Source organism: Floridaenema aerugineum BLCC-F46, from assembly GCF_041929345.1.
Classification (GTDB): domain Bacteria; phylum Cyanobacteriota; class Cyanobacteriia; order Cyanobacteriales; family Aerosakkonemataceae; genus Floridanema; species Floridanema aerugineum.
Map to the genome: position 1 here is coordinate 49,151 of NZ_JBHFNQ010000186.1, position 20,763 is coordinate 69,913.

Sequence of the window (20,763 nt, forward strand, 5' to 3'; positions counted from 1 at the left end):
CTCAAAACTATTAAATAAATTGCGCGATCGCTTGCTCTACTTTACTAAAAAAGGCTGTTTCAGAAAACTGACTTACTGCATGATTACGAATTGTATGATAATCCCAGGAAATTTTCTGAGCTTCAATTAATGCTGCTTGCAGTGCGTCTGGTGTTTGTTTATGAAAAAATACTCCGGTTTTTCCGGGAATTTGTGTGTCTAATACCCCACCTGCACCGTAAGCAATTACAGGTGTGCCACTGGCATTTGCTTCTACTGGAACTAAACCATAATCTTCTAGGGCAGCAACTATTACGGAGGAAGCTTTTGCCATTAATTCACTGCGTTCTGCATCACTAACATGACCTAAAAATTTGACGTTTTCTAAAGCTTGGGATTCTAAATTTTCTCGTTCTGGGCCATCACCTAATATGTAGATGGGCCATCCTAACCAGTTAAAAGCTTCGACGATGACATCCATCCGTTTGTAACTTAGTAGGCGTGCTGAAGCGAGATAGAAATTTTCTTTGGATTCGGAAAATGTGAATTGGTTGGTATTAATAGGATAGTTAATTACGATCGCTGGTTTACCATAATGTTTTTGAATCCGCTTGGCTACAGTGTGTGAATTAGCAATATAAATATCAGGTTCTTGGGCGTAATTTAAGTCTACCTGCCGCAAGATGTCAAATATCGGTTCAATTACTGGAGCAAATAATTTGTAATCTGCATATTCTCGAAGATAGGTTTGGGTATCCCAAAGAAATCTAGTGACGTTGTGACAGAAGCATATATGTTTAGCTCTATGAGATTTTCTTACTGCTTTGGCAAAGCTACTACAACTACTAATAATTAAGTCGTAGTCTTGCAAATCTAAAGCTCGAAATGCTGGGAAATAAAGGGGAGCCAACAGCCGAAAATACTTTGATGCTTTGGGTATTTTTTGTAAGAAACTGGTATAAACTGTGCGATCGCCTAAATCTATGGTTCTTTCAGGGTCGTACAAAGATGTAAAAATATCTGCATTAGGATAGCGCTTACAAAGCAGTTCAAAAACTCGCTCTGCTCCGCCTCTTTGGGTTAAATAATCATGTACTAAAGCGATTTTCATAAATACAAAACTTGTTTGAATGTTAATGTCAAGCTACAACAAAGCTAGCAACAACTTGTCAGCTATATATCTATCCAAAAGTAGATAAAAACATGACTTCAAGAGGGAAAGTTATTTACTTTCCTTCTCCGGGTTGGGGTCGCTGAATCAATTTTATTGGGCAAAAAAAATACCAACCGCATTAACAACGCCTAAGTTTTTTCTGTGTTGTGATGTAAAACCATATACTAAATCACCTGCATTCAAATATTTGGTAGATCCGGCAATCGGCTACCCAAAAAGCATTTTAGTAAACTCTATTGATGATGATTTTAAGTTAAGTAAACTTAAAGATCCTTCATCCTTTAGATAGACGTTTTAATAAATCTTCATAACTAGACTAAGAAAGCAAAGGTGATTACATACTAAACAAATCAAACTAGTGCAACTAGCTGGAGTACTGGACTGTTTATTAATGGCAACATTAACTACAAATTTCCTAGAAAGTAATTTTGCGAAAGGGAAAGGAAAATGACAAGTGTTACACTTTCTACCTTAAAAGAACTAATACCAGGCGAGCGAGAAAACCTTGATTACTCGGCACCTAAGTATATACTTAAGTGGAGACTGGGTAAGTTACTAGTAAGTTCCCACCAAGGAACAAATCAACCCTATTTACCAGCCTTGGAGAACCGAGAACTACTGGTCAAATGCTTAACCTACTCGCCTGTACGCATGGTTCTACTCGATCCAGATCTCAGCGAGGCTCAATTAAGACTTTGGGCAGATGCCTGCGAGCAAGCTAATAAACCAGTATTTTTACGCTTGCCTTCTGCTCAGGGATTACCCAGAATGCGGAATCCGATCGGTTGGGCTTTCAAACGTTTATTTGACTGGAGCGTTGCGGCTTTACTGCTAACGGTACTGACTCCACTGATGGTCGCACTGGCAATACTAATCCGCAGTAACTCTCCTGGGCCAATTTTTTACACTCAATGGCGTGTGGGAGAAAGAGGCAAGTTATTTCACATCTTAAAATTCAGGACAATGATAGTGGATGCTGAAAAGTTTCATCATCAAGTAATGGCAAATCAGAAAGGTTTGCACAAGTGCAAAGATGATTTTCGGGTTACATCTTTAGGGCGTTGGATGCGTAAATATAGCCTGGATGAACTGCCACAATTATTTAATGTATTACGGGGTGAAATGAGTTTAGTAGGGCCTCGTCCTTGGGCTTTATATGATGCTGTCAGGATTAGTAAAGCCGGACAAAAAAGGTTAAATGCACTACCAGGAATGACCGGAGATTGGCAGGTAAAAGCGCGATCGCATTTGTTAGATTTAGATGCTGTAAATCATTGCGATCTAGAGTACTTGCGTAGCTGGTCTTTGTGGCGAGACTTAAAAATATTACCACTAACCATGCTCAAAGTCCTTTCCGGTTTTGGCGCTTATTAGTTCACAACTGACCTGGGAAAATTGCATGATTCTTAAACAGCTAAAGCCAATTAGTAATTTGCTCAAAGCAACAAAATTTTGGCAAGAAAACTACATAATTTTGCGAGAGTTTAAACACCTTCGCAAAGTAGCACTGTTAGCTCTGTTATTTACTTTGACAGCAGCAGCTTTTGAGGGATTCGGAGTTGGATTTCTCTTAGCTTTCTTGCAAAGTTTAACCGACCCTCAAGCCCAGCCAATTCAAACAGGTATTCACTGGTTTGATGTTTGGTTTTTGGGAATAAATGCTTCAAACATGGAGCGACTTTATCGAGTTTCCGCGTTAATTTTAGTAGTAACTTTGCTCCGAACAGGCTTTACATATTTGGGTCAAGTTTACAGCGAAATTGCTAATCACAATTTAGCCGATCGCATACGTAAAAAGCTTTTCGAGCAGTTACAATCTCTAAGCTTAAGGTACTTTGCCAAAACTCGTTCTGGTGAGTTAGTTAATAGCTTAACTTCAGAAGTAAACCAAATTTGTCACGCTTTCGGAATTACTTCTTTTTTAGTTACTAGAAGCTCTACTTTAATTGCTTATGTCATCTCAATGCTGTTACTCTCTTGGCAATTAACAGTTATTTCAGTAATGTTGTTTGGTTTATTATCAGCAGCAATTACTACTTTGTTAGGAAGAGTGAGAGAAGCTAGTTTTGAATGGTCAAAAGCAGGTGGTTGGTATGCTTCAGTAGCCCTGGAATTTATTAACGGTATTCGCACTGTACAAGCTTTTGCCACTCAAGATTTCGAGCGAAAAAGGTTTTACGATGCAAGTTCACAACTGAAAAAAGCAGCAATTAAAGGTTTGGCTGCAAGTGCATCTGTTGAACCTTTAGCAGAAGGGGGAGCAACGGCAATTTTAGTTGGAATTTTGTTATTAGCATTCGCTACTTTAATTCCGCAACAACAAATTCAACCTGCTGGATTACTAACATTTTTATTTGTCTTATTTCGCTTAATGCCTATTGTCCGACAGATCAATGGATCGCGGGCGCAAATTAGTAGCTTTCAGGGGCCTTTAAGCAGTATTAAGGAACTGCTTAAAACTGAAAATAAACCATATTTAATCGATGGTAAGTTACAGTTTTCTGGTTTGGAACGAGGCATTGATTTTGTGTCAGTAGATTTTGGCTATGATGCAGATAATTTGGTATTGCACAATGTTACCTTGACAATCACAAAGGGAAAAACAACGGCATTAGTAGGAGCTTCGGGTGCAGGAAAATCTACTTTAGCAGATTTGATTCCGAGATTTTACGATCCTACCGCAGGGCAAATTTTAATTGATGGGATCGATCTGCGAGAATTTGAAATTAATTCCTTGCGGCGTAAGTTAGCGGTGGTGAGTCAGGATACATTTATCTTCAATGCTTCGGTGCGAGATAATATTGCTTATGGCACAGAAAATGCTGATGAAAAAGCAATTTTGACAGCAGCTAAATTAGCTAATGCTTGGGAATTTATCGAGGAATTACCGGAAGGTTTTGATACTCAATTAGGGGATAGAGGTGTGAGGTTATCTGGTGGTCAACGTCAGCGAATTGCGATCGCTCGTGCCCTGCTCCGTGACCCAGAAATTTTGATTTTGGATGAAGCTACAAGTGCCTTAGATTCTGTTTCCGAAAGGTTGATTCAAGAGTCTTTAGAAAAACTGTCTCAAGGAAGGACAGTAATTGCGATCGCTCACCGACTTTCAACAATTGTAAGAGCCGACAAAGTGGTGGTTTTAGAAGCAGGAAGAATTGTCGAACAAGGACAATACAACGAATTGTTGGAACAGCGAGGCAAACTTTGGAAATATCACCAAATGCAGCATGAATTAGGTCAAGTTGGGTAAGTTTGAATTCTCGAAGGAAAAGGTAAGAAAAGAATGGTTTTGGCTTATGTTACTAGTTATGAAGTTTTCGATAGTTCGGGTTGGAGAAAAGATCTGCTCGGCATTCGAGGAGCAGGTCAATTCTTGGCGAAATATTTGGAAAATCAATCAATACCTATTAGCTATATTGGGCCTTTGAAGCAAAACCATAAACTAGTAGATAGAGCTAAAAGCAAATTGTATAAACTTGTTTTAAACAAGTTTTATCATTGTTGGTCAGTTCCATCTATAACTAAAGATTATGCTTTACAAGTTTCACAAAAATTGTCTAATTCTAATGCTCGTTTAGTTCTATGTCCAGAGAATGCTCAACCAGTTGCTTATCTTGAATGTAAACAACCAATTGTAATTTGGACAGATGCACCCCAAACAGCTTTAATTGATTGGTATTCAGTTTTTAGTAATCTGTGCGGTGAAACTAAAAGACATATTTATGAAATGGAAAAAGCAGCCTTTGAGAGAAGCAAAGTAGTTATATTTCTATCTGACTGGGCTGCTGAATCTGCTATAAAAATTTATGGAATTGAGCCGAGGAAAGTAAGAGTAATTCCTTGGGGAGCAAATATAGAATGCGATCGCAACAGCGAAACTATTAATCACATAGTTCAAGCCAAAGATAGAGTTCCTTGCAAATTATTATTTATTGGTGTTGAATGGTTGAGGAAAGGTGGGGATATTGCTCTTAAGGTGGCTGAAGAATTAAATCAAAGAGGACTAAAAACGGAATTATTTGTAGTGGGATGCCACCCTATTAACGATCGACCTTTGCCCAAGTTTGTGAAAGTTTTAGGATTCATTGATAAATCGACTATGGAAGGGAAAGAGCAGATAAATAAATTATTTAGGGAATCCCATTTTTTCATTATGCCCTCAAAAGCTGATTGTTCTCCTCACGTTTTATGTGAAGCAAATTCCTTCGGATTACCTTGTTTAACCAGCAATGTTGGTGGCATTCCCAGCATGATTTCTGATGACTTAAATGGTAAAACTTTTTTATTAAAAGCCCGGATTTCTGAATATTGTGATTACATAAATAATTTGATGAATAATTATGGCGAATATCAAGATTTAGCTCGTTCATCATTTAACGAATATCAAAATCGCTTTAATTGGGAAGTAGTGGGGAAACAAGCAAAAGAGTTGATTTTAGATTTACTGTAGTTAAGTCAATCAAGGAAGGTTAATTAAAATGACGGAAACTAAATTAAAAACACCAGAACTGCTAACTGAAACAGTTAATAACTCCAAACTAATGCACGTTATTGTTTTAGAGCAGCAACCATCATCTGCGCGTGGCGGACAAGAATTAAATCTATTTGAAATTTGCCGCACTCTATCAGAAAAAGGTCACAAAATTAGCTTGTTCTATGTTAAACCTGGGGATTTAGTTGAGAAGTATCAACAATTTTGCGAACAGGTAATTAAGGTAAATAGTTATGGGTTCGATCGCCGGAAAGTTAGCGACATTATTAATTTTTTACCAAGTTTTAGAGATATTTGGAAAGTTACAGCAAAGGACAATAGCGTAGTCTTTATTAATCAATACCCTGATGCTTTTTACGGTTATCTTTTATCTTTATTTAAGCAAGTACCCTTTGTTTGTTATCTGCAAATTCCCCCACCTGTTAACCGGGAAGAATTCAATCTTCAGAGGCGAATTGGCATGAAGGGTGTCAACAAGTTTATTGCGGTTTCTCAACAGACAAAAAATGAATGGTTACAGGAATTAAAGTTGACAGAGGAAAAAATTGATGTAGTATATAACGGTACTAACTTTGAGAAGTTCAAACTCGCTGAAAATCTTGCTCAACTAAGAAATTCATGGAACATTCCCGAAGATACTAGAGTCGTTTCGTATGTGGGAAGATTAGACAAAGATAAGGGTTTAGAACTGTTGATAGAGGCGTTTGCTTTATTTCTTAAAACTGGCAAGAAAGCGAAACTGTTTATTGCTGGGAAACCTCTACTTCACTTCTCAGCCGATGGTAAAGAATGCCCTTTAGCTGGTGAGGAGTATAAGCAATCTTTAAAACAAATTGCGATCGCTCTAGGTATAGAACAATCTGTAGAATTCCTCGGTCATTTAAGTAACCCTACCTCAGTTTATCAGGTTAGCGATCTAACAGTTGTACCTAGTTTATGGTCTGAACCTTTTGGCAGAGTAGTAATTGAATCGATGGCTTGTGGAACGCCTGTAGTAGGTAGCCGAATTGGAGGAATTCCAGAGATTTTGACAGGCGAATTTGCTGCCGGATTATTTGAGCCAGGAAATGCCCAAGATTTAGCAAAGACTCTCAATAAAATGATTGATTGGCGAGATACCAATCCGCAATTAGGTGCGAAATCTCGTGAATATACTTTCAATAAATTTAGTTTGGAAACCATGATTAATGGCGTAGAAAAAGTACTTTTGAAGGTTGTTAAAGAGTGATAAAAATGAACAAATCTCCTCAAGTTCTTTCGATTATTGAAAGCTATTTAGGACATCGCACTTATGGCGAATTGATGAGGGAGTATTTCGGCAGAAATGGCGATCGCAAAGTAGACTTCTACTGGTACAACGATGAAAAAGAGTTAACTACCAGAATAATTAACAGACTACTGAGTTACAACTTTCCTAATCGCTGGATTCAAAAACAAAATCTAGACTTTACTCGCTTGCGCGTTCAATTAGGTTTTGCCTACATGAGTCGGAGGTTAACCTATCGCAAATTTAGCCAAAGAAAGTACTCTGCTCTGCATTTTCATACTCAACCATTGGCATTTTTAGCATTAGATTTGCTAAAAAAGTTACCTACTGCCATTACTATTGACTTTACCGCCATTCAAGCCGCTACCGAAAAAACTGACCCGGATTTCCGCTGGACTTATGCGCCTAACTTTTTATTAGAAAAAAGGGTTTTTCAGGGGGCGGCGAAGCTAATAACTTTTTCGGAAGCTACTCGTAAATCTGTCATTGAAGACTACAAAATTGACGAAAACAAGGTAAAAGTTATTTACCCTGGTGTAGATCTCAATAAAATTCCTTTATCAAGTAAACCCAAACAAATTGAGCAAAAACCTTACAAAATTTTATTTATTGGTGGTCACTTTGAACGTAAGGGAGGACAAGACCTTTTAGAAGTATTTCTGGAAAGATTTGCCGATCGCGCAGAGTTACATTTAGTCACGCAAACACCGATAAAATGCGATCGGACTCACGTTTACATTTACCAAAATATTAAAGCCTACACTCCTGAATGGTTAGAACTTTATCATCAAGCAGATGTGTTTGTATTGCCAACTTATTCTGAACCTTTTGGCTGGGTTTTTATCGAAGCAATGGCGGCGGGTTTACCAATTATTGCTAGTCGAGTTAATGCAATTCCTGAAATTGTTAGTCATGAAGAAACGGGGTTTTTGATTCAACCAGGCGATCGCACTGACTTAGCTAACAGAATTCAACAACTGATAGAAAATCGCAATTTAGGTAAAGAAATGGGTGCCAAAGGTCGTCAAATTGTCGAAAGAAAGTTTAACGCTCACACTAATTTTCAAACCCTAGAATCAGTTTTTCGAGAGATATCTATTAGTAAACAAAACCATGAAAATTCTGCTCACTTGTCACTACAATTTTGATACCAATGCTGGTGCGGCTGGAGTAACTTGGCGGCTTGGTCAAGAATATGAAAAACTAGGGCATCAAGTTTATTACTATTCCCTAGATGACCTGCCCAAAAAGTTACATCGCCTAGCAAAATTTATTACTTTTCCTGAGTTTGTAACTTACAAAATCGGCAAATGTAACCAGCAAGGAATCGATATAGTAGATGCTTCCACAGGTGACGGTTGGCTATGGGGATTATTACAAAATAATAGAAAAAATCGCCCGCTTTTAGTTGCACGTTGTCACGGTTTAGAACATATTGAACATCAAGAATATTTACAAGAAACACAACAAGGAAATATAAAATTAAGTTGGAAATATCCTCTTTATCGGGGTAGTGTACGACTTTGGGAAGTGGAAAAATCCATGCGTTATTCGGACTTAGTTTTGCTGCTTAATAGCTGCGATGCTAAGTATGTAACAGAAAATTTGAAAGTGAAACCCGAACGAGTAGCTGTTGTTCCTAATGGCATTGCAGACAGATTTTTAAATTTGCCGTTTGAGTCGATACCAACAACAGATAATTCTGTAATTCGCATCGCTCAAATTGGTACTTACATTCCGCGAAAAGGCATTCATTACAGTGTTCCGGCATTAAATAAAATTTTGGCTCGTTATCCACAAGTTGAAGTAAGTTTTTTCGGAACAAAATGTTTTGAATGTCCCGATCCAGCGCAAGTTTATGCAGATTTTGAGCCAGGGGTGCGCGATCGCGTCAAAGTCATTCCCTATTACACCAACGAAACTCTGCCAGAACTTTTAAAAGGTCATCAAATTAAACTTTTTTCCACAATTTCTGAAGGGTTTGGTGTAGCATTAATTGAAGCAATGGCTTGTGGTTTAGCACCGATAACTACAGCCACACCTGGGCCATTAGAAATAGTTCGAGATGGACATGATGCGATCATCATTCCCCCAAGAAACAGCCTAGCTATTGAAGAAGCATTAGAACAATTGATTACAAATCATTCTTTGTTAGAACAATTGCGGCGCAATGCTTATGCGACTGCACAAACTTATAGTTGGGCAAAAATTGCTCAAAAAAACCTGGCATTATATGAACAAGCTTGTTTAGGAAAGTGCGATCGCCAATGACTAATTCCCTCCCCAAAAAAAGCTTTTTTATTAGTTTACAACCTGCCCAAGCTTGGACAGTAATTTTAGGATTTTCACTCTTCACCGCAGTCTGCATAGTGGCGAACGCAGGCGGTATTTTACGTTTATTATTTCCCGCAGCATCTTTTCTAGTAGGAGTATTTTTATATCGAAGATATCCCATTCTTTACATAGGTTTTACTTGGTGGATCTGGTTGCTTTCACCTTGGATTCGCCGCTTAGTAGATCTCAAAAGTGGTTGGGTAGATCCCAGTCCAATATTGTTAGCACCACCCTTAGTTACACTAATTACATTAGCTTCTTTATTACGCTATCTTCCCCAAAGTTATTCCCAAGGAGGATTGCCTTTTATCCTATCTTTTTTAGGAGTTGGTTATGCTTTTTTAATCGGCTTAATTCAAACCTCACCCACATCTGCTATGCTTGCCTGTCTTAACTGGCTAACTCCGATCGCTTTCGGGTTTCATTTATTTATAAATTGGCGAAATTACCCCCAAATAAGTCAAAATATTCAACGCACTTTTTTATGGGGAGTATTAGTAACCGGAAGCTACGGAGTATGGCAATATTTAGTAGCACCTGAATGGGATAGATTTTGGATTATCAATACCGGAGCAGTTGCCTTTGGAGCGCCTGAACCTTTAGGAATTCGGGTATTTAGTACCATGAATTCTCCTCAGCCATTTGCAGTAGTAATGATGGCAGGTTTATTACTATTATTTAATGGCAAAGGAACTTTTCGTTTCGCATCTGCTGGCGTGGGATATCTCTCCCTACTTTTATCATCAGCAAGGGCTGTTTGGTTAGGTTGGTTAGTGGCAGTTTTTATTTTAACTTCATCACTCAAAGCTAAGTTGCAAATGCGTTTAATTATTACACTTTTAGTAATAGTAATTCTCGTAGTTCCCTTAGCCAATATCGAGCCTTTCTCTTCAGTAATTGCTCCAAGAATAGAATCTCTTAGTAATGCCGATGATGATGTAAGTTACAACGAAAGGGCTGAACGTTACGAGACTTATTTAAGTATTGCTTTGGCACAAATTATTGGTAATGGATTAGGAGGAAATGCAGCTTTAGGCCCTAATATTGATAGCGGGATTTTAGACACATTTTACTCATTTGGTTGGGTGGGTGCTATCCCTTACTTGGGCGGCATTATTTTACTAATTTTTAGCTTATTACAATACCCTGAAGTTCGTTTAGATCCTTTCATGAGTGCTGCTCGTGCTATTGGCATTGGTGTATTCGCCCAAATAGGGTTAAATGGTGCAACTGCTGGAGTATTTGGTGTTGTTTTGTGGGCATTTTTGGGTTTAGCTGTAGCAGCCCATAAATACTACTCACAGCAAAATAAACCCGGAATTCAAGATTAATGATTTGTCATTTTGAGTAAGGAAGTTTAATAGCCATGTTATTGATTCAGGAAAAACGTATTACAGGAATTCATATTATCGGAATTGTGATGATTGGATTTATCCTCTCTATTCCAGCTATTTTTGGCGGAATTTTTGAGGCACATGACCTGATTGCATTTCATTTAAAATGGTCTAAACATTTCACAGAACAATTTTGGACAGGCGAACTTTATCCTCGATGGCTGCAAAATATGAATGCTGGTTTAGGAAGTCCAGCTTTCTTTTTTTATGGCCCCATTCCTTATTACTTTAGTAGTTTATTTCATCCTTTTTTCCCTAACGATTCATCCGGTTGGCATCAGCTAAGTTTATCTGCCGCTTTAGCCCTTTTAGCATCTGGAATTACCGCCTATATTTGGTTAAAAGATATTACTAATCAAAACTCAGCATTTATCGCTGCAATTTTATATATGGCTTTGCCCTATCACTTGGCAGTTGATCTTTACGTTCGTTTTGCTTATGCAGAACATTGGAGCTTTGTTTGGCTACCATTGCTTTTATATTTTACGCGAAAAATCAGCACAGGCTCTAAATTTGCTTTAGTAGGTTTTGCCATCAGCTATGCTCTGCTGATTATGACACATATAATAACTGTACTCATATTTTCAATTATTCCCATTTCCTATTTATTCTTCATCACTGAAAGGAAACAAAGAAAACAAGCATTACTATATCTCCTAGTTGCAATATTACTGGGTATTGGGTTATCGGCAATTTATTTAGTGCCAGCTATGACCACTCAAAAATATATTTCTATGATAGAGATCAGAACAGGAAGATATTTTTATGGAAACAATTTCCTCTTTTTTGGTGAAAACTTTTTTAGTTCTAAATTTAATTTATATTTAGGTGTTAAAACCATACTATTAGCCGGAGTAGCTGGTGGCGCTTTTTTCCTGGCACGTCAGCATCAAATAGCAAAAATTAGAAGAGAAAGTCGCTATTGGATGATTATTGCCATGAGTGTTTTTTTGATGACATTACCTATAAGTAAACCTATATGGGAAATCTTTTCCATAATCCAAAGAATTCAACATCCTTGGCGATTTAATACTATTTTGACAGTAGCGACCACTGCTCTTTTAGCTTTAGGAATTTCGGCATTGAAAAAACCAATTAATGTTGCCACTAAGAACACTTTAGCAATTACAAGTTCATTAGTCGTTATTCTCTTATTATCTGGTGCCGTAGTTGCCCATATTTATACAAGTCCTGAACTCTTATACAAATACACTACTTTAGAAAAGCCATTGGATGCTAATCAAGAGTTAAATATTAGTTTAGATGCACCCGAATATCGACCTAAATGGGTTCCTCCAGAAATATTTACAGCATCCAAAATTGCCGAATTAGGGAATAGCTTCGCTCGAGCAAGAATAGCTGTTGGACAGGGTAATATATCAATCACAAAATGGCAGCTGAGACATATAGTTTTACAAACCAATGCTATAACTAATCTTTGGGTAAATATTCATCAGTTTTATTACCCAGGATGGACTGCCAAAATTAACGGCGAGTCGCGTATTTTGCCAGTAGAACCTTCAACAACAGAGGGTTTATTGAGTGTGTCGATACCGCCAGGACAGCATCAGGTTAGGTTAACACTAGAAGCTGGAGTGGAAGAAAGAACCGGACAAATTATTAGTGCTATTTCTGCACTGCTAATTATCTTTTTTATCTGGCGGTTTCGCCTGGATAATCTACGTAATTTTCAATGGTAAAAAAATCACAATAAATCACATCAACTTACTCGTTTTTAGACAAAATTATTAACTATGAAAAATCCTTCTAGTATTGTTTGCTGTACACCAGCTTGGGGCGAAAATTGGCAATGGTTTGCACCTGAACTAAGCGAATATCAACTCCATTGGCATTTCCATTATGATAAACCGCAAGGAATCTTAGAAAGATACACCCAATTATCGGGAGTTCGTACCTGTTTAGAAGCAGTTCGTTCCGCAAAGCAACATCAAGCTGATTTACTTGTTGCCCATAATCCCAGGCTATCATTTTGGTGTGCTTTTTTTGCCTTCTTTTTAGGCGTAAAAACTAAACATATTGCCTACTCTTTTAACTTTCATGAATTGCCTCATGGATTAAAACGACAATTAATGAAATTAGCTTTTAAAACCATCAATCAATTTGTCGTTTATTCTAAGTTTGAAAAGCAGCTTTATAGCGACTATTTCGGAATTTCCCAAGAGCTTATTGAAACGAAACTTTGGACTATGAAACCACCGAAAGTTGAACCGCAAGAACCACTAGAGGAGGGTGATTATATCTGTGCTATTGGGGGTAATGCGCGAGACTATAAAACTCTCATGGAAGCTATGAAAAAATTGCCGGATTTAAAGATGGTTATTGTGATTAGACCCAGTAATCGAAAAGATTTAGAAATTCCGCCAAATGTCAAAGTTTTGGTGAACATTTCTGAACCTCATGCTATGAATATCCTGAAACATTCTCGGTTTATGGTGTTACCACTCAAAGGCGCAGAAATACCCTGTGGTCATTTTACTTTAGTTGCAGCAATGCACCTTGGCAAAGGATTTATTATTACTAATTCTCGTGGAGTTAGTGACTATGTAATAGAAGATTATAATGGCATTACCTGCAAACCATTTGCGCCAGATGCTTTAGCAAAAGCAATTATTAATCTTTGGAATGACCCAGAAAAATGTCATAAACTCGGTGAAAATGGCAAACAGTTTGCCGAGAAATACTGTTCGGAAGATTTGAGTCGTCAGCATTTAACAAATATGCTTTTTGCTAATAACTCCCCCTGGAAGATTTATAGTTAACCTATCGTAAATTGATGATGAAAATTCTATTTCTTGACCAAAGCGGGAAACCTGGAGGCGCAGAATTGTGCTTGTTGGATATTGCGAAACCCTATCGAGATAACTGTTTAGTAGGGTTGTTTGCCGATGGTGCTTTTAAACAGTTGCTAGAACAACAACAAATTCCTGTGCAAGTTTTAACTGATCGGGCAATAAAGGTTAGTAAAGAAAGCAGTTTAATGCAAGGTTTAAGTAGTTTTAGGCAAATTACACCTTTAATTAGTAAGGTAATTAAAATTAGCCGGGATTATGATTTAATTTATGCTAACACGCAAAAAGCTTTAGTTGTGGGTGCGATCGCCAGTTTCTTCACCAATCGCCCTCTAGTTTATCACTTACATGACATCCTTTCTTTAGAGCATTTCAGTAAAATTAACCGCCAGATTGCTGTCACATTAGCTAATCGTTTTGCATCATTAGTAATAGCTAATTCTCAAGCCACCAAAATAGCATTTATCGAAGCGGGAGGAAAACCAGAAATTACCAAAGTTGTTTATAATGGTTTCACACCTAAAGCTTATGACATTGATGAATCAAAAATTTACTACATTAGACAGAATCTAGGAGTAGATCGACAGTTTGTAATTGGACACTTTAGCCGTTTATCTCCTTGGAAAGGGCAGCATATTTTAATTGAAGCACTCACCCATTGCCCGGAAAATGTTACAGCAATTTTAGTTGGAGATGCCCTATTTGGTGAAGGAGATTACGTCCAGCAGTTACACAAGCAAGTAGCAAATTTAGGTTTAGAAAAAAGGGTGAAGTTTTTAGGTTTTCAAGGTAATATTGTACCTTTGATGAAAGCTTGCGATTTAATTACTCATACCTCAATTTCACCTGAACCTTTTGGGCGAGTAATTGTCGAAGCAATGTTATGCAGGAAACCTGTAATTGCTGCTCAAGCTGGAGGTGCGATCGAATTAGTCGAACATCAAAAAACAGGTTGGTTGGTAACACCTGGAAATTCTCTGGAATTGGCAGAAATTATTAATCACTGTCGCCAGCATCCAGAGTTATGTGAAACGATTGCCCAACAAGGGCAAATTGTTGCTAGTCAACGCTTTGACTTGACAACAATTAATCAACAGATTAGCCAATTATTGATCGGGGTGATATCTTGCGGAAATGAAAAAAAAAGATTAGGAAAGGAATTTTTAACCGCAGATGAATAAGCAGAGATTAATCACCATAATTACAGCCACATTGCTGTTTATTTTAGGAGTTTCAATATGGCAGGAAATGAAATCAGATAAGATCCAAGCTGCACCAAATACCAATGTTGAAATTGCTAAAAGTGCCGATGCTTTTGTTGATAGTATTGGCGTGGTTACTCACTGGGGTTATCCCGATACTCCCTACGGTTCCAGATATGAAGAAGTCAAGCAAAAATTAGTGGAGTTAGGTATCCGTCATGTGCGCGATACTCTCTCTCCTCGCATCCAAGATTTAGCCGCAGTTGGAATTAAAAGTCAAGTGGGAGTTCAACCAAGTGAAGGTACTCCTACTCAACTTAAAGATGCGATCGCAGCTGCTAATCAACCCACTGCTGCTATTGATTCTGTAGAAGGGCCAAATGAACCAGATATTTTTTGGCCTCGTTCCAATATTTCTTATCAAAATCAAGGTTTTCCTGAAGGCGTAATTGCTTTTCAAAAAGACCTTTATACCACTTTAAAAAGCGATCCTAACACGAAAAATCTTACCGTAATTGGGCCAGCATTAGGACAAAGTTACGGTTACGAAACTAAGTCACCTTTGGGAAAAGATACCTTAACTAATTATGTTGATTGGGGGAGTTTTCACCCCTATCCAGGTGGCGGTAATAGTTATAGCGCACCCTTCAGTTATAACACGATCGAAAAGTACTTTTGGCAGGGGAATTTTCCGGCAGTTAATATTGATGAATGGCCTTATGCTTTTGATATTTGGGCACCGCCATTTGGTAACAAACCAATGGCAGCAACAGAAACAGGTTACAACACTTCCAGAAATGGCATTTCTGAGCGAATGCACGGCAAATATATGCCACGACTATTTTTAGAATACTTTCGTAAAGGCATTGTTCGTACTACATCTTATGAATTTCTTGATGAATTCAATAACCCCGATAATCCAGAAGCAAATTTTGGTTTGTTGCGTAACGATCTAAGTCCAAAACCTGCTTACACAGCTTTGAAAAATGTAATTAACTTGCTTAAAGATCCTGGTGCTAATTTTACACCCGGTTCTCTAGATTACAGCATTTCTGTTAATCCGCCTCCAGGGTACGATCGCACCCAATACCTCCATCACCTCTTACTACAAAAACAAAATGGCACCTTTTATTTAGCACTTTGGCATGAAATTTCTAACGGCGATATTAGCAGTCGTCCCATACGAGAAATTACACCACCAGATATCCCCGTTACTATTAGTTTGAAAACCCCAATAAAAGAAGTAGTTAGCTACTCCTTAGACGACAATGGCAATATGTCCTCTCAACCAATATCCTCGACCTCAACTATCAATTTGAACATACCAGATAAAGCATTAATACTTGCGCTCAGTCCTTAACAAAGATTACCCATCCTAAACCTATGACTAACCCAAATCCTTCTCTCAGTTTTTTCCTTCCTAACCTTGATGGCGGCGGTGCAGAAAGAGCCATGTTACACTTAGCCACAGGTACAGCCAAACGGGGAATTAAAACTGATTTAATACTCGCTCAAGCTGAAGGTGAATATTTAGAAAAAATCCCTCCAGAAGTGCGATTAATTAACTTAAATTCTCGCTCTCCAGTCATCTTTTGGAAAACCTTAAATTTGCGGCGTTATTTGCAACTGGAACAGCCTACATTTCTGCTTTCGGCTTTAGATATTCTCAGCGCTGCTACTTGGGCAAAACGTCTTTCTGTCACACCGACGAAAATAATTATGTGTGTCCAAACAAATCTTTCTCAACAATTCCGAAATGACTCTGGAATTATGAGCAAAATTAGACCTTATTTAGTCAAACAATGGTATCCTTTAGCTGATGGAATTATTGCCGCTTCTCAAGGTGTTGCTGAAGATGTTTCGCAAATTTCAGGAGTACCTGTAAATAACATCGATGTAATTTACAATCCTGTAGTCATGCCGGAATTATTTGAGAAGGCAAAAGAACCGATCGATCACCCTTGGTTTGCATCAGGAGAACCGCCAGTAATTCTAGGAGTAGGTAGATTAGTCCCACAAAAAGATTTTCCTACTTTGATTAAAGCTTTTGCCATTGTAAAACAGCAAATTTCGGCTAAGTTAATGATTTTAGGTGAGGGAGAGAAGCGTCTTCAATTAGAAGCTTTGGTGCGAGAATTAGGATTAGAAAATGATGTAGATATGCCGGGATTTAAAGATAATCCATATACTTATATGGCAAAGGCGAAATTGTTTGTACTTTCTTCTGCTTGGGAGGGTTTTGGTAATGTGGTAGCGGAAGCAATGGCGGTTGGTACTCCGGTTGTTTCTACTGATTGTCCGAGTGGTCCTGCAGAGATTTTGGAAAATGGAAAGTATGGTAAGTTAGTTTCAGTGGGAGATGTGAATGCTTTGGCAAATGCTATTTTAGAGACGTTGGAAAACCCAACTAATTCGCAGTTATTGCAGGAAAGAGCGTTAGATTTTACTGTGGATAATGTTGTGGATCAATATCTAAAGGTTTTAGGTGTTGAGTCTCAAAAAAATTATCAGCTTTCAGGTAATTTGTTGTAATTTTTTTTGAACCGCAAAGGACGCAAAGGACGCAAAGAAAGAGAAGAAGGAGAGAATATTTACTCTTGTAGGACAGGCATCTTGCCTGTCATTGTCAATCTAAAATCCCCAAACTATGCGAATTTTACATCTTTTAAATCACATTCAAGAAATTGGTAATGGTATTGTCAATGTGGCGATCGATATCTCCTGTCTCCAAGCCAAAGCAGGTCATCAGGTTGCTGTTGCTTCTGCGGGAGGAGAATTTGAGGTTTTGTTGGCAAAATATGGCGTGCAGCATTTTGTTTTAAATCAGGCAAGAAATCCAATTAATTTAATTAAGGCTACTCGATATTATCGGGAAATTGTGCGCGAATTTCAGCCGGATATTGTCCACGCTCAGATGATGACAGGAGTTGTGTTAGCAAGATTATTAAAACCTGGGTTTAATTATGCTTTAATTTCAACAGTGCATAATGAATTTCAACGCAGTGCGGTATTAATGGGTTTAGCCGATCGCGTAATTGCAATTAGTAATGCTGTAGCCCTTTCTATGATGCGCCGAGGTATCCCTAAAAGTAAAATTTCTCTGGTTTATAATGGCACTTTGGGTAGTCCTCGCACTCGGAATATTTCTGAGTATGAACCATTAAGTTTACAACGTCCTGCGATCGCCACCGTAGCCGGAATGTATCATCGCAAAGGAATAGCTGAACTCATCAATGCTTTTAGTAAAATTGCCGCTAACTTTCCCGAATTACATTTATATTTAGTCGGCAATGGCCCTGATAAACTAACATTTGAAACTCAGGCACAAAATACACCTTTCAGTAACCGGATTCATTTTGAAGGTTTTCAGCCAGAACCGCAAAAATATCTTCTATCTTGTGACATATTTGTATTAGCTTCCCATCAAGAACCTTTTGGTTTAGTACTCTCGGAAGCACGAGAAGCAGGCTGTGCAATTGTGGCGACAAATGTTGATGGCATACCAGAAGCATTGGATAATGGAAAAGCCGGAATTTTAGTTCCTCCTCAAGATAGTTGCGCTTTAGCAAATGCTTTATTTAATTTGTTGAATTCCTCTGAATTACTGGAGAAATGGCGAAAGCAAGCGCAAACAAATTTAGATTGGTTAAATGTTTCACGAGTTAACAGAGAAACTTTGGCGGTTTATGAAGAAGCGATCGCTAATTTAAAGTAAACTTTATAAAACCTCGACTTTGATGAAGTTTGTGTGAAACTGCTGGATAAATCCTTGAATTAACTTTTGCCAACACTACAATTCTCTTAGTAGGAAGTTTTTCAGGATGAACTACAGTGAACTTAATAATAGCCATTTCAATAAGTATTTATCTTGCGATCAGTCTATATTTTGGCAAAAACTGGTTAAAATTTTTTAAAACTTCCTCTACAAAAACTCCAGAGAATTACTTTTTATCCTTGGTTATTTTAGTTATAATTACTATTTCTTGGCCTTTGGTATTACCTTTATATCTGATAACTTCCTTAAGTTCTTTTGTTGTCAAACGGCTATTTTCAGAAAAGCCTAAAAACACTTACTTTGAGGAATCAATTCCCGCAGTTACCCTGACAGCTACTACTGTTTATCAAAGTGAAAAATTTTAAATTTTAAGCTTCCGTTTTCCAACTTCTTCATAAATTTAGGTGGGATAAAACCCACCTTTTTTTTGAGTTATATCAAATTTTCCTCTGGTTCCCCCCTTTGCAAGGGGGGTTAGGGGGGATCAAATGTATTGAGAAATATCCTCTTTACATTCATCAGCTAAATAAGAAAGCGCCCGAAAACGCAAACCTACTAACTGTTCATACAAAGGGTTAAGCTTACACATTGGGGGAATATGTATCACCTTATGTCCAAACAAAACTATATCCCGTTCAAAAGGACATTGAGGGGGAATCATTTTACACAAAAATCGCGCCATGTAAGGGCTATCAATTTCCATGTCATCCAGGAAATTACGTACAGGTTGTAATACATCCTGTGGAGTAAGAAAAACAGGTTTTCCTTTAACAGAAATCTGAGGCTTTACTTCTAAAGTTTCTGGGCTGAGTAGAACCCTTAACGCTTCTAAAATCTCTAACTTTTGACCTAATAAAGCAGTACAAAACTCTCGTAATACTTTATCTTCAGACTCTGAATAAGTACCATTAGCTAAAGCCACAATTACTGCGGTTCTGACAAAGTTTTCAATTAGGGATTTATTACCATGTAAAGCAACGGCTAATTCTGTAGCAGAAATTGGGTGTAGAGAACCAAGATTTGTATCGGGATAAATGTTATCTTGGAGTAAATTTTCAATGACTTCTTTTTCTTCTTCATTATATTCCCCATCTGCCCAAGCTATAGTGAGGAAACCGCGCAAACAAGCACTAAATTGTTGATTCAATACCCGCACTCTCCCCGCTAGCACCCGAATAATATTAACCCCAATTTCTGGGTTTTCTTTAATTAGTTCATAAATTTGTTCTTGGGTTAATACCAAACATTTACAAGCTGACAAAGTTGTTACTGAAACTGAATGAGGTTCTGGAGCAAATATAGACATTTCTCCAAAATATGCCCCAGCTTCTAACTGCGCTAGTTGCAAACCTCCTAAATGAACTTGTACAACACCAGAAATTAAAATGTAAAAGAAAGATCCAGTTCCACCTTGTTTAAAAATTGTGTAACCTGCGGGAAACTCTACTTCTGAGAAATTATTAGCGAGTCGTGATAAAACTTCTTCTCGTTCAATATCCCGAAACATTGGGATACTTTGTAAAAGTTGCAGGTTAGTTTCACTGAGCATCATAAGCAATTCCCCATTCCTAATTTCTAATGTAAAACATTTCGACTTATACTCAGATCTTGCGCCAAGAGGCAGAGCCTCCATTCTTCGTTCCCAGGTTGAACCTGGGAACGAGGATCTGGGAGGTTCCACCTCCAGGAGTGCAAGATCTGAGTTATACTCAAGCTGACTTTTTCAATTTTAAGTAAAACAGTTCTTCGGAAGCGCCGAAAAGTCGATTAAATTTGCGAATTCTCTGGGCAAGAAGTTGAATAATATTGATAGCAATATCAGGACTTTGCTTAATTGCTTGATAAACTTGTTGCCCATTCAAAATTAAACATTTAGACTCTTCGATAGCAGTAGCAGAAGCCGATCGCGTCCGAGATTCAAATAATGCCATTTCGCCAAAATAACTACCCGGTTCCAAATAAGCAAGAGTAAAATCATCTAAATGCACCTTGACCTTACCAGAAACCAAAATATAAAGCAATTGTCCCTCATCACCTTTAGTAAAAATAGTGTGATTAGCAGGAAACACAACTTCTTCTAAACTCTTAGCGAGTTCTGGCAAAAAATCATTGTGTTCAATTTCTTGAAAAATAGCCACTTCTTGAAGGAAGCGCAAACGAGTTTCTAAAGTTGTCATTTGTCCTTTGTCATTTGTAGTTAGTACGTTGTTGCGCTTTAGCGCTCTTGTACGTTGTTGCGCTTTAGCGCTCTTGTACGTTGTTGCGCTTTAGCGCTCTTGTACGTTGTTGCGCTTTAGCGCTCTTGTACGTTGTTGCGCTTTAGCGCTCTTGTACGT

The 20,763-nt window shown here is 37.9% G+C and carries 17 protein-coding genes and 1 pseudogene; 14 read left to right on the forward strand and 4 right to left on the reverse strand.

Annotated elements, in window-relative coordinates; all coding sequences use genetic code 11:
- Positions 1–10: 10 nt before the first annotated feature.
- Entirely contained in the window at positions 11–1,090 is a 1,080-nt protein-coding gene (locus tag ACE1CC_RS24080; protein ID WP_413272979.1) for a glycosyltransferase, read from the reverse strand.
- 510 nt (positions 1,091–1,600) lie between these two features.
- Here ACE1CC_RS24080 and hepC point away from each other — a divergent pair.
- From hepC to ACE1CC_RS24150, 14 genes are all read left to right on the forward strand, one after another.
- A complete protein-coding gene (hepC, locus tag ACE1CC_RS24085) occupies positions 1,601–2,527 on the forward strand; it encodes a heterocyst development glycosyltransferase HepC (protein ID WP_413272980.1) in 927 nt (308 codons plus the stop codon).
- 25 nt (positions 2,528–2,552) lie between these two features.
- Positions 2,553–4,403 carry a heterocyst formation ABC transporter subunit HepA gene (gene hepA, locus ACE1CC_RS24090; RefSeq protein WP_413272981.1) on the forward strand — a complete coding sequence of 617 codons (1,851 nt, stop codon included), beginning with the start codon at positions 2,553–2,555 and terminating at the stop codon, positions 4,401–4,403.
- Between the two features lie 33 nt (positions 4,404–4,436).
- Entirely contained in the window at positions 4,437–5,603 is a 1,167-nt protein-coding gene (locus ACE1CC_RS24095) for a glycosyltransferase family 4 protein (RefSeq protein ID WP_413272982.1), read from the forward strand.
- Positions 5,604–5,694: 91 nt separating this feature from the next.
- Positions 5,695–6,873 (forward strand): glycosyltransferase family 4 protein, encoded by a 1,179-nt coding sequence (locus tag ACE1CC_RS24100; RefSeq protein ID WP_459563907.1) that lies wholly within the window; start codon positions 5,695–5,697, stop codon positions 6,871–6,873.
- 5 nt (positions 6,874–6,878) lie between these two features.
- Positions 6,879–8,060: a glycosyltransferase family 4 protein gene (locus ACE1CC_RS24105; RefSeq protein ID WP_413272984.1), complete on the forward strand. Its 1,182-nt coding sequence runs from the start codon at positions 6,879–6,881 to the stop codon at positions 8,058–8,060.
- Positions 8,026–9,183, forward strand: coding sequence for a glycosyltransferase family 4 protein (locus tag ACE1CC_RS24110; RefSeq protein WP_413272985.1), 1,158 nt, complete (start codon positions 8,026–8,028; stop codon positions 9,181–9,183). Before ACE1CC_RS24105 ends, ACE1CC_RS24110 begins: the two co-directional genes overlap by 35 nt.
- Complete coding sequence (locus tag ACE1CC_RS24115) at positions 9,180–10,577, forward strand: O-antigen ligase domain-containing protein (RefSeq protein WP_413272986.1); 1,398 nt, start codon at positions 9,180–9,182, stop codon at positions 10,575–10,577. The genes ACE1CC_RS24110 and ACE1CC_RS24115 overlap by 4 nt, the downstream gene beginning before the upstream one ends.
- 35 nt (positions 10,578–10,612) lie before the next feature.
- Positions 10,613–12,340, forward strand: coding sequence for a 6-pyruvoyl-tetrahydropterin synthase-related protein (locus tag ACE1CC_RS24120; RefSeq protein ID WP_413272987.1), 1,728 nt, complete (start codon positions 10,613–10,615; stop codon positions 12,338–12,340).
- Positions 12,341–12,394: 54 nt separating this feature from the next.
- Positions 12,395–13,420: a glycosyltransferase family 4 protein gene (locus ACE1CC_RS24125; protein ID WP_413272988.1), complete on the forward strand. Its 1,026-nt coding sequence runs from the start codon at positions 12,395–12,397 to the stop codon at positions 13,418–13,420.
- A gap of 17 nt (positions 13,421–13,437) precedes the next feature.
- Positions 13,438–14,631, forward strand: a complete 1,194-nt coding sequence (locus ACE1CC_RS24130; RefSeq protein WP_459563908.1) for a glycosyltransferase — start codon at positions 13,438–13,440, stop codon at positions 14,629–14,631.
- On the forward strand, positions 14,624–16,012 hold the full coding sequence (locus ACE1CC_RS24135) for a hypothetical protein (protein ID WP_413272990.1): 1,389 nt from the start codon (positions 14,624–14,626) through the stop codon (positions 16,010–16,012). The genes ACE1CC_RS24130 and ACE1CC_RS24135 overlap by 8 nt, the downstream gene beginning before the upstream one ends.
- 23 nt (positions 16,013–16,035) lie before the next feature.
- Positions 16,036–17,184, forward strand: coding sequence for a glycosyltransferase (locus ACE1CC_RS24140; RefSeq protein ID WP_413272991.1), 1,149 nt, complete (start codon positions 16,036–16,038; stop codon positions 17,182–17,184).
- 115 nt (positions 17,185–17,299) lie between these two features.
- Positions 17,300–18,367 (forward strand): glycosyltransferase family 4 protein, encoded by a 1,068-nt coding sequence (locus ACE1CC_RS24145; protein WP_413272992.1) that lies wholly within the window; start codon positions 17,300–17,302, stop codon positions 18,365–18,367.
- A 116-nt stretch (positions 18,368–18,483) separates the two neighbouring features.
- A complete protein-coding gene (locus ACE1CC_RS24150) occupies positions 18,484–18,792 on the forward strand; it encodes a hypothetical protein (protein WP_413272993.1) in 309 nt (102 codons plus the stop codon).
- A gap of 119 nt (positions 18,793–18,911) precedes the next feature.
- Here ACE1CC_RS24150 and ACE1CC_RS36920 read toward each other — a convergent pair whose 3' ends face one another.
- The 3 genes and pseudogenes from ACE1CC_RS36920 to ACE1CC_RS24160 all read right to left on the reverse strand — a co-directional run bounded on the left by ACE1CC_RS36920 (position 18,912) and on the right by ACE1CC_RS24160 (position 20,604).
- A complete protein-coding gene (locus ACE1CC_RS36920) occupies positions 18,912–19,598 on the reverse strand; it encodes a Mo-dependent nitrogenase C-terminal domain-containing protein (protein WP_459563909.1) in 687 nt (228 codons plus the stop codon).
- Positions 19,599–19,637: 39 nt separating this feature from the next.
- Positions 19,638–20,060 (reverse strand): annotated as a pseudogene (locus ACE1CC_RS36925) (cyclic nucleotide-binding domain-containing protein); the annotation flags it as partial.
- A 76-nt stretch (positions 20,061–20,136) separates the two neighbouring features.
- The gene (locus ACE1CC_RS24160) at positions 20,137–20,604 is read right to left on the reverse strand and encodes a cyclic nucleotide-binding domain-containing protein (protein WP_413272995.1); all 468 of its coding nucleotides are present in this window, start codon (positions 20,602–20,604) and stop codon (positions 20,137–20,139) included.
- Between the last annotated feature and the right edge of the window lie 159 nt (positions 20,605–20,763).

Excerpts from the sequence above, each read along its gene's own strand:
- ACE1CC_RS24140 (WP_413272991.1), top strand. The coding sequence starts at position 16,036 with ATGACTAACCCAAATCCTTCTCTCAGTTTTTTCCTTCCTAACCTTGAT.
- ACE1CC_RS24110 (WP_413272985.1), top strand. The coding sequence starts at position 8,026 with ATGAAAATTCTGCTCACTTGTCACTACAATTTTGATACCAATGCTGGT.
- ACE1CC_RS24125 (WP_413272988.1), top strand. The coding sequence starts at position 12,395 with ATGAAAAATCCTTCTAGTATTGTTTGCTGTACACCAGCTTGGGGCGAA.
- ACE1CC_RS24120 (WP_413272987.1), top strand. The coding sequence starts at position 10,613 with ATGTTATTGATTCAGGAAAAACGTATTACAGGAATTCATATTATCGGA.
- ACE1CC_RS24100 (WP_459563907.1), top strand. The coding sequence starts at position 5,695 with ATGCACGTTATTGTTTTAGAGCAGCAACCATCATCTGCGCGTGGCGGA.
- hepC (WP_413272980.1), top strand. The coding sequence starts at position 1,601 with ATGACAAGTGTTACACTTTCTACCTTAAAAGAACTAATACCAGGCGAG.
- ACE1CC_RS24135 (WP_413272990.1), top strand. The coding sequence starts at position 14,624 with ATGAATAAGCAGAGATTAATCACCATAATTACAGCCACATTGCTGTTT.
- ACE1CC_RS24115 (WP_413272986.1), top strand. The coding sequence starts at position 9,180 with ATGACTAATTCCCTCCCCAAAAAAAGCTTTTTTATTAGTTTACAACCT.
- hepA (WP_413272981.1), top strand. The coding sequence starts at position 2,553 with ATGATTCTTAAACAGCTAAAGCCAATTAGTAATTTGCTCAAAGCAACA.
- ACE1CC_RS24080 (WP_413272979.1), bottom strand. The coding sequence starts at position 1,090 with ATGAAAATCGCTTTAGTACATGATTATTTAACCCAAAGAGGCGGAGCA.
- ACE1CC_RS24105 (WP_413272984.1), top strand. The coding sequence starts at position 6,879 with ATGAACAAATCTCCTCAAGTTCTTTCGATTATTGAAAGCTATTTAGGA.
- ACE1CC_RS24095 (WP_413272982.1), top strand. The coding sequence starts at position 4,437 with ATGGTTTTGGCTTATGTTACTAGTTATGAAGTTTTCGATAGTTCGGGT.
- ACE1CC_RS24145 (WP_413272992.1), top strand. The coding sequence starts at position 17,300 with ATGCGAATTTTACATCTTTTAAATCACATTCAAGAAATTGGTAATGGT.
- ACE1CC_RS24130 (WP_459563908.1), top strand. The coding sequence starts at position 13,438 with ATGAAAATTCTATTTCTTGACCAAAGCGGGAAACCTGGAGGCGCAGAA.
- ACE1CC_RS24160 (WP_413272995.1), bottom strand. The coding sequence starts at position 20,604 with ATGACAACTTTAGAAACTCGTTTGCGCTTCCTTCAAGAAGTGGCTATT.